Raw genomic sequence first — 14,630 nt, 5'->3', positions numbered from 1 at the left:
CAGCCGGTATCCCTCTGGGCAGGAAACCTCGGTCACAACATAGACGCCGTCCTCCAGTCCAGTCACGGTGGCAAGGCCAGAGGAATCCGTGGTATACGAGCCGACCATCTCGCCGTTTGCCTTTTCCACTGTGAACGTGCAGCTGTCCAGCGGCTGGTTTGTGCCCTTGATGACCTTACGAATCTGCAATCCGTATGCCTTTTTGTTTGTGAACGTCAGTTCATAATTACCGCCCGCCTTGACCTCGATGGTCTTGGGCATGTCCTGCAGGATGTACCCGTCCGGCGCCTCGATCTCAGTCACGATCAGCGTGCAGTCTGTGAGTCCCGTCAAAGTAATGATACCGGTTTCATCGGTTTCCGCACGGTCCTTTACGATCTCACCGTTTGCCTTGGAAATTGAGAAGATCGCGTTTTTCAGTGGCTGGCGGGTGCCCTCATCGATCTTACGGATCGTCAGCCCTGAACGCTTGGTGTTGGAGAAGGTCACCTCGTAGGTCTGGCCAGCGCGGATCTCAACGGTCTTGGGGGGCTCGTCGATGGCATAGCCATCCGGCGCGGAAACCTCCGTGATGATGTATGTGCCGGTATCCAGCTCAGGCAGGTGGATCACACCGTCCGCATCAGTTGTGACGCTCTCACGCACAACCGAGCCGTCCCCGCGCGTGATCTTGAACACCGCGCCCTGCAGCGGCTTCTTCGTCTGGCTGTCGATCTTCTTGATCAGCAAACCCGGCAGGCGGGTGTTCTCAAGCGTCAGGGTATAGGTTTTACCCTCCTCCAAGGAAACGGGGTGCGGGTTGCTGTCGATCAGATAGCCGCCCGGCGCGGTGATCTCGGTCACGATATAATCACCGGCTTCCAGACCCTCAATAAACGCCGTACCGTCCTCGCCGGTGATGATATCCTCCTTGACCATATCGCCATTGGCCTTTTTGATCTGGAACACCGCGTCCTTCAGCGGCTTGCGCGTCTCCGCGTCTATCTTCTGGATCAGCAGGCCGGGGAGTCTGGCGTTCTCAACCGTCAGCTCGGTGTCCTTGGCCGTCGTGTGCTCGATCTCCAGCACCTCATCATTCAGGATGTACTCTTTCAAGGTCTTGGCTTCCTGCACCTTGTAAGTGCCTGCGGGCGCGTTTTTGATCTCAATGCGGCCATTTTCATCCGTGGTGTAATCGCCCAGCAGTATGCCGTCCCGCCAGATTTTGAACTGTACGCCTGCCAGCGGCTCTTTTGTCTCGCTGTCTATCTTCTTCACAATGAAGGATTTCTGCTCGACGTTATCCAGCGTCAGCACAAGGTCGCGGTCTGTGGTGTGCTCGCCCTCCAGCACCTGTGTACTCAGTTCATACCCCGCAAGGGTGTGACGCTCCACAAACTTATATGTGCCGGGGTCTGCATAGTCAATGGTGAACGTGCCGTCCGGTCCGGTCGTGAACATGCCGATGCTCCTGCCATCCTTGAAGCCCTCAAATACAACGCCCTGCATGGGCTTTCCCGTATCAAGGTCGATCTTCTTTACGATAATATCCTTTTTGCGGGTATTGGGGATGGTGAAGAAAGTGGGGTATTCACTGTTGTTCTCGATGGTAAACGTCGTTTCATTGAGGACATAGCGCGGGTCTGTCACGATCTCCTTTGCCTGATATGTCCCCGGCTCTGCATAGGGCAGCCAGATGCGGCCATGCTCGTCCGTGGTGTAGTTGCCCAGCAGCCTGCCGTCCTTCCAGATCTCAAAGGTAACGCCCTGGATAGGCTCCCGTGTTTCCTCGTCGATCTTGTAGATACCGAAGTGCTTCTTGATGGTATTCTGGAAAATCAGCGTGGGGATCTCGGCCTGATCTCTGGCAAGTTCGATGGTCTGTTCCGGCGCGTCCAGGTTGTAATGCTCCTTATCACCGTCCACCTCTACTACACGGTAGGTGCCGGGCTGGAGGTTCTCGATCATCGCTTCGCCGTCCTGACCCGTGGTAACGGAGGTGAGCTTGGCGTCGTTGTAGTATACGTCAAACTTCCAGCCCTGCAGGGGGATCCTGGTGTCCTTGTCCTGCTTGATGATACGGATGGACAGCTTCTTCGTGTTCGGGACATTGACCTCACGGACGATCTGCGTCGGGTCTGCGGAGGGGTCTATGTAGACCTCGTGTTCCACTTCGTCCTTCAGGTAGCCCTGCGGCGGCTCGACCTCGACCACCTGATAAAAGCCCTTGGGGAGGTTGTACACCTTGGCATAGCCGTTCACGTCTGTCTTGACGGTCTGCAGCACCTGGCCGTCCCTGCGGATCTCAAAGGTAGCGCCGGCCAGCGGCTCCTTGCTGTCCTTGTCATACTTGTAAATTTCGATGCCGGGCAGCGGGGCATTTTGGAAAGACAGGGTAATATCGCGGGTATTGTCCCAGCTGAAGGTCTGGATATCCGCACCGTCTGTTGCATACCCCTCCGGCGCTGCGATCTCATACACCTCAAAAGAGCCGGTGGGCAGGTCCCTGCCCTGGATGGTGAACCCGCCCAGCGCGTCCGTTACGTAGGTATTGACAAAATCGTTATCTATGCCCTTGACCTCAAACTTTGCGCCCATCAGGTTCCGGCCGTCCGCGCTGGAGGTTTTATGCACCTTGAAAACGTGGTCGTCACTGTTGGCCAGTGTCACTTCAACAGTTTTGCCGCCAGTGGAGCCAGTGTTTACCACTTTATCCGGCAGCAGGGTATAGCCCTCTGGCGCTTCGGTTTCCTTGATCGTGACATCAACATTAAGCGGAAGTCGATCAAATACCGCTTCACCATTACCATCTGTTGTAGCCTCACGCGGTTTTTCAATGCCTGCGTAAGTGATCTGAAACGTGCAACCCTCCAATGGAGTACCATTCTCATCAGTTTTTAAGACTTTCAGTTTTACTTTATCGTCAGTCGGTAAGGGAATAGAACTAAACGCCATATTTGCAGATAATTTCTGTACAGCAGGCTCCACCATGATAACCGGCTGCACACCCGAACTGGTTGTGCTGGCTGCGTAAACATTATAACGGTCTGCATTCATACTCACTGTAAAGGATGTCTGCAATGATTCGCTGCCAGCGTCCATTTCCTCAGCGGTGGATTTGGGAATACAGAACAGGAAGGTTTCACCATAGGCTGTATCGTTGCCATTCTTGTACAGGTCGTTGTTTTTCTGCACATTCTTCAGCGTAAGGCGCTGCGCCCCGCTTTCGTCATAGCTCTTGTTGCCCTGGCTGTCCATGAGGAACGCACCGGGCGGTACGTTGTCCGCACGGACGAAGATCTGATTGCCGCGCACGAACGTAGCGGACGCCGCCGCCATAGGCAGCACCATGTAGTCCTGGCCGTCTATTTCCTTTTCTGCAAATACACCAGAGTTTACAATACCCTGCGGCAAATCTACTGAGCCGGTCTTTTGTGCGGCGGGCGCATACTCTGTGTTGCCGGGCGTGTAGTTGATGGTTGCGCCTACCCACGGCGCATGCCCTTTGCCATTTGGCCCCCATACGCCATAGAACTCGTTGCCGTATTTCAGCATTTCGATAGCGGCATAAAGGGTAAGCGCTTCCGAGGTGCTGCTGGCGCTGAGCGTTTTGCCGCTGGCACGGTAGCCCAGCGACGTGGAGCTGACGTAATTCACGCCGTAGCTGCTGTTAGCCGCGATCTGCGCATCTCCCAGCGCCGCCCACATGGCCGCCTGCGACGCACTGAAATACATATCCGCTGTAAAGTTTTCATTCGTAAGGGGGCTGCCCACCGTGGAAATGAACTCATTAAGCGACATGCGCGAATCACTGCGCACGGCCACGCCGTATACATGCATATCCGATATGCGGCTGGTGACGGTATACGGCATACCGCCCGTGCCGGGGTTGCCCTTGCTGTGGTCTGCGCAGTATGCGCGGATCTCCGTACCGTCTGACGCTTCCGTGAACATAGGCCAGACGTTGCGCGGCGCGCCGTTCTGCTGGAACCATGCCTTTTGCACGCCTCTGTCCGCGATAGTGTACACCTCGCCTACGTTGATCTCAATGCTGGACGCCTCGTTGTCCTCATCTGCCAACGGCATAATCCCGCCATCTGCCGCGCCGGAAAACGGCACGGTGGTAAGCAGCGTAATGGTAGACAGGGTGCCTGCGGTTACCCGCTTCAAAATATCCTTTATCATTTTTCCTCTCCTATTGTCTGGAATAAAAACGCCGCCTTCAAAGCAGAAGGCGGCGCGCGTTGATCATAATTCACTTTTTTCATCCTCTGGATAAAAGAAAGGAGCGATTAGGTTGATCTAATCGCTCCTACAGTAAATATATTAACTTATCGGCCAAAATGTTGGCAACACCAGATAATACCTTCATCTGAAACAGCAAATCCGACGCCCACACGTGTCCAATCGCTGTCCAAGATGGTATTTCTATGACCCTCAGAATTCATGAAATTGTTCATTGCCAAGGTCATAGGATCGTATCCGATGCCAGTCAGCCGGCCAGCACCAGTGATATTTTCGCCATTAATGATATCCTCAATATCATCTCGAACCGGAACTCCTTGCACATCGGCTAATTCTTTGATTTCACCATATTCAGCATGTCGAAAATCGGTTGTAAGATGTTCTGCCCAAAACCCGGAACTCCACATCAAATCTTCGTCAATCTCCAACTCAGCAACACCAACCTTACGGCGCTCCTCATTAATGCGATCAACCATCTGCAATTCCCAAGTGCGCAGCATTTCGTCCGTTACAGTAGCGGAACTGCTACTGTTACCGGCATTACCGTCCGTGCTCTCGCCGCCACTTGTGACTTCCTGACCCAGCGCCTTGCGCAGTTCATCTGCCCAGAAATGGTTTACCGTGCGGTCGTCTTCGAACGAAACCGCGTCCACCGGCGCGCCTTTCATGGCGTCCAGCGCAGCAATAACGTCCTCTACCGTGCCGTCCGCTTTGCCTGTGATGACCGGCGCATATTTTTTCGCCGTCTCAAGATATTTTCCCGGCCGCCAGTTGCAGTCTATCATGGCCTGATTGAATTCTGACATGGTCTTGTTCCACTTCGTAATGGCGCTGCCGCTGGCAGGTGTTGTGCTTTCCGTGTACGGCGCATCCGTGTCGATACGGACGCTCTCCGTAGCCGCGTCATAGGATACGCCAAAATCGATCTGCTTACCGATATCCCGCAGCTTCATATAGTTGTTTCCACTGATCTGGTAGGCCGTCATGTTGACCTGTACGCCATCCACGGTGATTTTCTGATCCGTCACCTTGGCAGACGCGCCGCTTACGGCCTCGTCCTTAATGCCCGCCGTGCTGAGGGCCGTGCGCTCCGTGCTGATCTCTACGGTCTGCGTCTCGCCGTTCCACTCCACGTCGAAGCCCACAAGCGTACCAATATCGCGCAGTTTGAAATAATTGTTGCCCGCTATATTGTAGCCCGTAGGATAGACGCGGGTGTCATCCACATAAACCGCCTGTCCCTTTTCGCGGGTGGGGATGGCAGTTACAATATTTGCTGCGTATGCAGGTATAATGCTGTTGATGAGGATTGCTGCAGTATAACATAAAAACGGGAGCGATTTTTTCATTTTGAATTCACCTCGTTCTCTATCTTTACTTTACCGCAGCATTTATTGGTTGTCAAACGATTGTTTTGCACCGAAACGTTGTGAAACCGGGCGGCGCTCGCTGCCTGTGAATAAACAGATACATATTTTCTCCTATAGCAATGATGTAAGGTATGTTGACGATGGCACTTCTAAAAGAAACTGCGCCGGGTCGAGTTCGACGCGGCGCAGTTTTGCAAGTGCAGATGCAAGGCTTGCCTCTGTGGTTCGCTTGTGCTTTTTAATGAAGGCTTCCAGCAATATCACATCACCGGAGACGGAGTAAGTGAAAATGATACGGGTCAGCGTATCATGAAGTTTGTCCCGTACTTCATATAAGCCACGGTACCGCTCCATTTGAAAATGTTTGACCGGCGCCTTGCCCGCCATGTCGGGCGGCAGCAGCAGCTTTGCAATCTGCCACAGCAGATGTACCCTCTGAGAGTCAGGCAGCGTACGGAGAAACTGATCGACCGGAATACTGCCTGCATCTCTGTACAAATATAATTTTTTCATAAGCTTTCCTTAAAAGCAAACGCAGGAACAGCTTGTTCCTGCGTTTTTTATGCATATAATTCTCTTTGTTTACACTAAAATTTCATCGAATATCTGGCGCAAATCATCCATAACTCCCGCGGAAGCATGGATTGTAGCAATCATCAGCCGCTCGCTTTCCACCGCGGCAAAGTTCAGGTTATGCCCAAGCCACTGTGCAAGTTTCCGAAAATAGAGTCTCTGCACACGCCCATTTCCCTCTCTGAATGGGTGCAGGTAATTGATAGAATCATATAAGTCGGATAATTCGCACACCAGTTCATTACGCGGAAGATTGGAAAAATAGTGGCATTTTTGCAGCCTTTCAAAAATTGCATATGCCGTTTCTTCAATTTGATTCGCGGGATAGAATGCAGTACGCAGCTTGCTGATATTGATATGTCGCACTTGACCTGCCCAACTATATATCTCATCAAACAAAAGATGATGCAGATGTTTCAAATACGAGAAATCCGGCTCTGCTGTTATAGGCTGCATCTCAATCTGCAACATCTTGACAGAAGTGATAAGCGTTTCATTTTCATTCAATCGTTTCTGATCTGTGATGCCTAACTTATTGATCAGCACGCTTGTCCCCGGATAACAGTCCTCTGCCGAAGGCGTAACACTATATGCCATGCAATATCCCCCGCACTTAGCTGTACTTCATATTTAGACGATACAGGCCATCCTGCAGACTGAGCGTGCCGTCCAATACAGCAAGGCACAATGCGCGAATTTCAGATGTAAGCTCCATTCCCTCCATTTGGCAAGACATCGCAATGTTGTCCAGCGCCTCGCAGAGGGCTGATTCATCTTTCTGCAAACATTCCATAACCGAAGTATTCATGTCATTCGCATCCTTTCGCGCTTACATTTCGAGAAAAGAAGTTCCTTTTCTTATTTTATAGTATACTATAAATTCTCGTCAATTAATAGCCTCCGCAAACCGGTTCTGCAAAAATTCCAGAAATAAATCCTCCAGTTCCTGCTCGTCCTTAACCCGCACGAGATAGGGCGCGAAACGCTCGCCTTCAAACACCAGTTTTTTCGCCTGGTGGGGCACTGCGGCATCACTCCATGCAGCGTCCAGAATGTCCGGCGCGAGCGCAGGCGGCGGACTGAGCTGTTTTACTTGCTGCATAACAGCACCGGTCAGCTTTTCGCCTGTCCTGAGCCGCTCCCATACGAGCCGTTGCCCTTGTTCATCGTAATAGGAGAGTGCAACACCGCACATCAGATTGAGCTTTCGTGCATCGACTGCCTCTAACAAGGGGGCAATCAAATAAGTCAAGCGAATCTCACGCTGCACCTTGTTTCGATCAACGCCGAAAAACGCTGCTACCTTGTCTCGCGTTTTTGACCTATGCTCATTTTGAGCACAAATTAAATCGTTTCTTTTTCCCTGATGCCGATGCGCCTCCAATAGAGCACGGTACGCCCAACCGCGTTCGCTTGGCAGCAGCCCCTGCCGCCGCTGCAAATTTGTGACTGTTGCGATAACGATTGCGCGGTCATCATCGACCTGCTCTACATCTGCCTCGATCTCGCGCCAGCCAAGCAGCCGGCACGCATTGACGCGGTTATGCCCGCTCAAGATTTCATACCCCTCCTGTATCGGGCGAACCTTGATCCGCTCCAACAGCCCGTTCGCTGCAATATCGTCCGCCAGCGCGCGCAGATTTTCCTCGCTGTATGGTCGAAAACCGATATTGGCGGTGCGAAACGGAAAAAGCTGTTCCAGGGCGACCGTTTGCTTGCGCTTGGGAATTGGCGCTGCGGGAACATCGCCGAACAGCATATCATACGCCTGATCGATCGCCTGTTCTGGTGTTTGCAGGTTTGCCAGTGCAGAGGACTGCTCTGCCCGTTTGCGGAGCACGGCAGATAAATCACGCCGACTCATGCCGCAGCACCTCCTCCGCCAAATGCGTATAGGACTGTGCCGCCGGGCAGTCCGGCGCATACGCCAGCAGGCTTTCCCCGTAGGCAGGGTGCTCCGCAACGCGCACCGAATAATCAATCGGCTGCTCAAATACCGGTATTTGGCTGCCGTAGGTTTCTTCGATCTGCTCGCGCACCATGCGAGAGAGCAGCGTGCGCCCCTTATACATGGTCAGCAGCAGCCCCCGTACAGACAAGTTCGGCTGATAGGTCTGCCGCACGCGGCGGACAAGTTCGAGGGTATCCGGCAGCCCCTCGGCGTCCAGATAATGTGCTTGAATCGGGACAATTACACTGTCAGACGCCGCCAGCGCGTTGATCATTTGTAAGTCGGGGTGTGGACTGCAATCAATGAGGATATAGTCGTACCGCGCGGCGAGCGGCGCAAGCACGCTGCGCAGCACAAAGACCGGATTGGTATCGTTGTCGCTCTGCGGGAACATCGAGCCGGAGGCCTGCATCACGATCAGGCGTGTAAGAATGCCGCTCAGCTTCTGATTGGCAGGGCAGAGGTCGAGCGTGTCCTGATGCTGTATCGCTTTGTTCAAGCCGGATTCCAGCTGCTCCGGCGCGTCAATCACTTGGCTCATCAGCGCAGCCAGTGTTACGGTCATCTGTTTCGGGTCATAGCCAAGGGACTTGGTCAGACTGCCCTGCGGGTCGTTATCTACCAGCAGCACGCGCTTGCCCCGCGCCGCCAGTGCCGCGCCTAGGTTGTAGGTGGTGGTCGTCTTTCCGGTGCCGCCTTTGATGTTGACGATGGAGATTGTGATTACCCTCATTCCGTACATCCTTTCACTTTTCACAGTAATCTGTAATGATAGTTTTTCAATTTCATAAGAATCAGTTCTCGAATGATAGCAGGTTTTTTTCATAGATTTTTCTCATAATTTGTATCGTGCAAATGTGTGTAAAAATAAACACGCACTTTCCTAACTTTTGCAGCTTCTTAAGTGCAGCAACAATGCAGACAATCTTTAGGCATTCTCAGCGATTTACCATTTTACTCCGCCACCCAACACACCTTTCTTCTGCACCTGCCTTTTAAGCAGGGTGTCCGGAGTTCGAATCTCCGCTGGATCACCAATTACGAAAAGCCCGCCCTGCGCGGGTTTTTTCATTTCATCAAGACGTGGCGCGGGTTTTGAGTGTTTTTGAAACGTATTTTTATTTTTCTAAACAAGCATCAAAAACGCCAAAAAACCAAGTCATGCAACACGAAAAAAGGGAGGCCGAAGCCTCCCCTTTCACTTGCTCGCCGCATTGGCTGCTTGCGTACATTGTCGTTCTTTGGTATAATTTGATTAAGGCGCAGCCGTGTCCGCGGTTGGCGGTTATTCCCACCGAACCCATAGAGGGGAGGTGGTGCTATGGTTACATACTCGGAGCTTTTTCAGCTTCTTATGTTGCTCGTGGCATTTGCCAGTCTGATTTTTCAGATATGCAAAAGAAAATGACCGCCCTCACGTCCAAATGAAGCGGTCAAATTCTTTGATCAAGTAGTTTGGGAGTAACCGTCAACCGGCTGCGCCCTTTTCTATGTTTAGTATACCTGCCTTAAGCGGAGTTGTCAAGAAAAGGGTTATTTCTTTTTTACAAGCCGGTAAAATCTGGCCGCCTCGGAGTATGTCATCCCTGCCGCCTGCAAATTTGCAATCACCTGCGCCTTTTTCCCTTGCGCTGTTGCGATCGGGTAAACCTTCCGGTAATCTTCTGCGGACATGCCGAATCGGCTGAATTTCCGCTGCGCCGCGTCGCTCATTTGCGTAAGGATAAAACTCGTCGGGTTGGAGTAGTCCACATCGAGGTCTTTCGGAATATACATCCCGTCGTTAATGATGTTCTCATCGATCAGGTGTTTCTGCTCTGCGGAAAGCCCGCTCTGCATCAGGTAGTCACGCTTCAGGGCATTCTGTTCGCCTGCCCCCAGATCGGGATTGTTGTCCTCTATCCGTTGGAACTCATAATAAGCGCGCGCATAATCCGCTGCCGGTACTTTGTCCGCAATTGCGGCATACTTTTCTTCCTGATTGTCGCTGATGCCGTTTATCACAAGGTTCTGTATGGTTTTCTGCTTCTGACTGTCGTTCAGATTATCGTCCGACATGATCTCGCTGACAATATCCGTCATATAGTCATATTTTTTGATACTCTTGTCGGTTTCTGCCTTTGCGTCCGAAATAGATTTTTGCGTTTGGTAAAGGGTATACGCCCATGATGGCACGCCATTCTGCTCCGCATCTTTCGCGCCTGCGATCCAGCCCTCAAGCTGATAGCCGTCGATCGTATCCATCCTGCCCATCGCATCGGCATAGTCATATACTTTCGATACCAGATCCTTTTTATCCTGATTGCTCATATTCTGGTATGCATCCGTATCAACAATCTTGTTCAACATATCGAATGATGCCTGTCCCCGACGGTTGGAATATTTCAGCCACTGTTCGGCAGTAAAATTATGCTCCTCGCCATTGACCTTATAGCTCTTTTGCGGCTTGCTCGGCAGCACTGCGGAATCCCCTGTCGCATTGTACAGCTCCCGCAGCGCGTTTTCCGCGCCGGAAGCGGACCTGTTCCCGATGTACCCAGGCGAAAGGAAGTTCTCGAACGCCCGCAGCACCCAGTTTTCCGTCCTGTCCGGCCTGCCCCACACATCCGTATACGCCGGCTGGTTCTGTGACAGGCCGGGGATTTTATTCGCCTGGCGCTGCAAAAACGTCTGCACGCTGTCAGGGACCCAGTTGTCTTTATCCGCATAGGTCGTGCGCCGCGTGTCGTCTATCGTGCGCGCGATCTGGCCGGACAGCGTCGGGACGACCTGCCCCGCATAGTTCTGCGCTATGTTTCCGGCGATCGCAAAGAGCGGGTTTGTCTGGCTGTAGGTTGCGCTTTCGATCGTGCTGCTGATGCCGGAAAGCATCGTCATGTTGATCATCGGCTCGAACAGGCGGGAAAGCGCATCGGTCGCCTGCTTGAACACCTGCTCCCCGTCGTCGTACTTCTGTGTCAGTGCATTGTAAAATTCCGCGCCGACAAACATCGGGAGCGCCGCGGGGGCCGCCCAGTCGATCGTATAGGAATACGGCCCGATATTCAGCGCATATTCCTGCGAGCCCTGCGCCGCCTCAAAATTGCGCTCCTTATCGTTCTCCGGACTGCTCGCGGAAAGCAGGCCGTTGGACGCAAGGAAGTACCCCACCAGCGCCAGCGACGTACCCGTCAGCCCCTGCGAAATATGGTCGATCGCATCCGTCGCGGTCATGGTCCCCTTTCTCACCTGCCCAAGGTCATAGGTCAGTCCCTTTATCAGCCCTGCCGGAGAAAGCTCGAAGCCGCGCTTTGCAATATTGATCGGCGTGCGCTTGAACGGGAGCAGGCCGCCGATCGCCAGCTTGGTCGCCTTGTTTTTGTTTTCGATGCGCGCAATCGCGTCGGCCAGCGCGGAAGCGTCCTGAAAGGTCGCCCGCTTCGCGTCCTGTATTGCGTGCGTCCGCGCCTGCTCCAAAATATCGGCCGGCACATTCCCCCTGCTCGGGTCGATGCCGCGCGCGGTCAGAAAATCGGCCATGCTGTTGATGTAGGTCATGCGCTTGAAAATCTGATCCTCCACGTCCAGCGCTTTGTTTGCCGTGTCCATTACCGCCTGCAGGGGCTTGGGGAATATCTTTTGCCTGCGCTGCACCTCGGACATTTCGGAGGTATAAGCGTCCCCCGAGATCACGCCTTTCATTTCCGCATAGTCCGCTTTCGCAAATTCCTTTGCCGCGCTGTTCCGCGTCAGGGAGCGCGTGCGCTGGTTCGGGTCCTTTACAAAAGCCTTTTGGAGCGTTGCGCTGACCTTGTTGCTGGCACGGGTCGGGATTTGATAGACAATGTTCCCGACTACGTTTCGGATGTGTGTGCGCGGGTTGCCCAGCATCGCAAAATACCGCCATGCGTTCAGCCGGTCCCCAAGGGTCGCCGGTATCTGTGCGGCAACGTCGTTGTATATCGCATCCATCGCCGCGTTTGCATCTGCGTCTGTTTTCGCATCCAGAAGCCCTTGTGCAAGCGCTTCGTCAATGGTGATCTGCGGCGCTTTGCCGCCCCGTTTCTGGTTCAGCCCCTCCTGAATGTTGTTGACCGCTTTTTGGATGTAGTACAGCTTCCCCTCGCTTGTGGTGCGCTTGAGCAGGCGGAGCGCCTGCACGCTCTGTCCTGCCCTCGTTCCCTCCGCCGCGATCTCTGCGGCAAGCTGCATGGCAAGCCGCGTATCGCCTGCCGCCGCCGCTTCGGAATACAGCACCTGCGCTAGAACAATGTCGTCCTTTCCCGCCGTGCGCCGTCCGCTCGTTACATCCTCCCATTGCGCCAGCGCACCGTCGTAGCCTTTTTGGGCGATGGTGCGCGCCGCAGCGTCCAGGCTGCTCTTATCGCTGCGCGGATTGTAGGAGAACAGGCCGTTTGCCACGTTCTTTTCAAACTCCGGTATCATCTGCTCCGGCGTAGCCTGCGCCTCCATCGCCGTGCGCGCGAACCGGCGCACTCGGTCGCTCCCGTCCGTCGATTGGGGGACATCGACCTCGCGCGCCCGCGGCGCTTCGCCCTGCGCTATCGTCCCGTATTCGTTCGCCATGCGGGTATATGGGTCAAAGTTTGCCGCAGCCGCCCCCACCGACGAATCAGGTGATACGCCCTGCGCGGGTTGGATGATGGGACGGATAGGGTCATTTTGTGCAGCGGGGGTATTGCTATTTCCGTTTGTTTGGGATATACTATTATTAGTAAATGAGCTTGCTCCATCGGGGGACGTCGGTTGTGGACCGGCTGCTTCCGTCGATGGTGTCAGGCTCATTTCGTCTATCACACGGTATGTTCGAAAATTATTCCTGTCCGTATATACTTCAACATCAAATGTCGCTACATAAGGTTTCCCATCTATTACAAGCGTTTTTTCAAAGTAATCGTAACGTTTAACACTTTCTGCCTTAGTCTTGTTCTTATTATAGTTTCCGCTTCCCACATACTCCGCAGTTGAAACGATATTATCAATATCGTTAAATGCCGCCAGTTTTTCAGCGGTCATATTAGGATCAGAGGCGACTTTTGCCGCGACCTTGTTTCCCAAAGCTACATCATACGGCTGTCCATCAAACGTCACTCCCTGCACCGTTACCGTCCGAGTGCCGCCGTTCTGCTGGAATATGTTCTGCAAAACGCTTTTCATCGTCCGTGCAAACGTGCCGCCCTGCTGGCTGGCAAAGATCGCCTGCTGTGCGCCCTCCACGTCGGCTTTACCGATCTGCAGCGGGCGCGTCTGCGCTTCCGTGCCGGCGTTCTGCGGCATTTTCCCCGTGTACGGGCTTTGTATCGTTGTCGCCTTACCCGCCCTTACCGGAGCCGCGCTTGCATCCACGGATGCCTGCTGGATGTTCGGCCGGATCGCGGCTTGTGCGCCTTGTATTTGCGGGCGCACCGGCGTTCTCGCCGCGCCAAAGCCGCCGCCAAGGATAGCGCCCGCGCCGAAATTCTGGAGCGCGCGCCCCAGGTCAAACACGCCGTTTTCTCCCGCCCATGCCTTGTCCGGATTGTACGTCCCTTTCTCAACAATCGACTGTGCCAGGTCCTGCAGGACTTCCTCGGAGCCTTCCTCAAGCGCTGTATTCAGCGCGTTCCGCAGTCTGGACGCGCTGCCCTGCGGCACGTCAATGCCGCCCATGGTTTCTATTCCGGCGGTAGCGGCCGAAGAGAGGATGTCCGAAAACGCGGCCTCCGCGTCCGATGCGCCGGCCGCTTTCGCCCTCTCGTAGTCCGTCCCCACCGTGGACGCAAAGCTGCTCATGTATCCCGCGTTCTTCGTAAGCTGCCGCGTAATGTTGGAAACAATGTCGTCCGCAGCTCCGGCCAACGTGCTGCCTCCCTGCGCCGCCGCGCTTGTGCCGCCCGACATTACCGCGATGACCGCCTGCGGGATCATCCCGAGCGCGCTCTGGTACAGGTCGCCTATCGCGCCTCCGATTTTCCCGCCGCGCTCGTAGTTGTACCGGCGCACCTTTTCCTGAATATCCTCGTTCGTCCGCTTTGCCGCATCAATCTTGTCCTGCACAAATTGCGGCGTGATTACATCCGGAAGCAGGAAATCAAGCGTAGAGTAAAATCCCCTGTTGATTCCCGCAATGCCCGCCATGGTGTTATGTCCTAATACCGAAAGCGGGGTTTGCGCGTTATAGCTCTGCTGCGTCCGCACCTCCTCCGCGACCGGAGCGGAGAGGTTCACGCCGGCGTTATTATAGGTTTCGCCAGTTCCAGGCAGATAGGCAAGGTTGTATTTTTGACGGATTGCGTTGTTCGCTTCAAAAAGCGCCCGCTTCTGTGCATCGTCCGCGAAATGCCATGCGACGCTGTTTGCGGTAAGCTGGTCCAAATCTGCCTGCCGCTGTGCCCTCGTCGTCCCCCGAACCGCGGGCAGCGGGGAAACCGCTCCGCCTCCCCCGCTGAACCCTCCGCCCGTTCTGCCCGTGCCGCTCCCCCTCAGTTTCAATGTACAATAAAAAGCCCCACCTTGACACTGGCGGGGCTTAT

At 54.0% G+C, this 14,630-nt stretch carries 9 protein-coding genes; 1 reads left to right on the top strand and 8 read right to left on the bottom strand.

Features of this window, described 5'->3' with window-relative positions; all coding sequences use genetic code 11:
- From OCV66_RS13755 to OCV66_RS13725, 7 genes are all read right to left on the bottom strand, one after another.
- A partial coding sequence (locus OCV66_RS13755; protein ID WP_262564721.1) for an MSCRAMM family protein occupies positions 1-4,164 on the bottom strand: 4,164 nt, incomplete at its 3' end.
- A gap of 146 nt (positions 4,165-4,310) precedes the next feature.
- Positions 4,311-5,573, bottom strand: a complete 1,263-nt coding sequence (locus tag OCV66_RS13750) for a CAP domain-containing protein (protein ID WP_147574528.1) — start codon at positions 5,571-5,573, stop codon at positions 4,311-4,313.
- A 132-nt stretch (positions 5,574-5,705) separates the two neighbouring features.
- Positions 5,706-6,107 (bottom strand): type II toxin-antitoxin system RelE/ParE family toxin, encoded by a 402-nt coding sequence (locus tag OCV66_RS13745; RefSeq protein WP_147574527.1) that lies wholly within the window; start codon positions 6,105-6,107, stop codon positions 5,706-5,708.
- A gap of 69 nt (positions 6,108-6,176) precedes the next feature.
- Positions 6,177-6,764 carry a Fic/DOC family protein gene (locus OCV66_RS13740; protein ID WP_147574526.1) on the bottom strand — a complete coding sequence of 196 codons (588 nt, stop codon included), beginning with the start codon at positions 6,762-6,764 and terminating at the stop codon, positions 6,177-6,179.
- A 16-nt stretch (positions 6,765-6,780) separates the two neighbouring features.
- On the bottom strand, positions 6,781-6,975 hold the full coding sequence (locus OCV66_RS13735; protein ID WP_147574525.1) for a hypothetical protein: 195 nt from the start codon (positions 6,973-6,975) through the stop codon (positions 6,781-6,783).
- Between the two features lie 78 nt (positions 6,976-7,053).
- On the bottom strand, positions 7,054-8,031 hold the full coding sequence (locus OCV66_RS13730; RefSeq protein WP_262564717.1) for a ParB/RepB/Spo0J family partition protein: 978 nt from the start codon (positions 8,029-8,031) through the stop codon (positions 7,054-7,056).
- Entirely contained in the window at positions 8,018-8,851 is an 834-nt protein-coding gene (locus tag OCV66_RS13725; protein WP_262564715.1) for a ParA family protein, read from the bottom strand. The genes OCV66_RS13730 and OCV66_RS13725 overlap by 14 nt, the downstream gene beginning before the upstream one ends.
- Before the next feature lie 362 nt (positions 8,852-9,213).
- Here OCV66_RS13725 and OCV66_RS13720 point away from each other — a divergent pair, with 362 nt between their 5' ends.
- Positions 9,214-9,546: a hypothetical protein gene (locus OCV66_RS13720; protein ID WP_147574522.1), complete on the top strand. Its 333-nt coding sequence runs from the start codon at positions 9,214-9,216 to the stop codon at positions 9,544-9,546.
- 105 nt (positions 9,547-9,651) lie between these two features.
- Here the strand turns inward: OCV66_RS13720 and OCV66_RS13715 are convergent, their stop codons facing one another.
- Positions 9,652-14,472 (bottom strand): LPD3 domain-containing protein, encoded by a 4,821-nt coding sequence (locus OCV66_RS13715; protein ID WP_147574521.1) that lies wholly within the window; start codon positions 14,470-14,472, stop codon positions 9,652-9,654.
- Between the last annotated feature and the right edge of the window lie 158 nt (positions 14,473-14,630).

The sequence above is a fragment of the Agathobaculum ammoniilyticum genome (assembly GCF_025567315.1).
Taxonomy (GTDB): Bacteria; Bacillota; Clostridia; order Oscillospirales; family Butyricicoccaceae; genus Agathobaculum; species Agathobaculum ammoniilyticum.
The sequence above is the reverse complement of the archived record's forward strand: the minus strand, read 5'-3'. Positions and strand labels throughout refer to the sequence as shown.

Coding starts and splice junctions, on each gene's coding strand:
- OCV66_RS13750 (WP_147574528.1), bottom strand. CDS start 5,573: ATGAAAAAATCGCTCCCGTTTTTATGTTATACTGCAGCAATCCTCATC.
- OCV66_RS13745 (WP_147574527.1), bottom strand. CDS start 6,107: ATGAAAAAATTATATTTGTACAGAGATGCAGGCAGTATTCCGGTCGAT.
- OCV66_RS13740 (WP_147574526.1), bottom strand. CDS start 6,764: ATGGCATATAGTGTTACGCCTTCGGCAGAGGACTGTTATCCGGGGACA.
- OCV66_RS13735 (WP_147574525.1), bottom strand. CDS start 6,975: ATGAATACTTCGGTTATGGAATGTTTGCAGAAAGATGAATCAGCCCTC.
- OCV66_RS13730 (WP_262564717.1), bottom strand. CDS start 8,031: ATGAGTCGGCGTGATTTATCTGCCGTGCTCCGCAAACGGGCAGAGCAG.
- OCV66_RS13725 (WP_262564715.1), bottom strand. CDS start 8,851: ATGAGGGTAATCACAATCTCCATCGTCAACATCAAAGGCGGCACCGGA.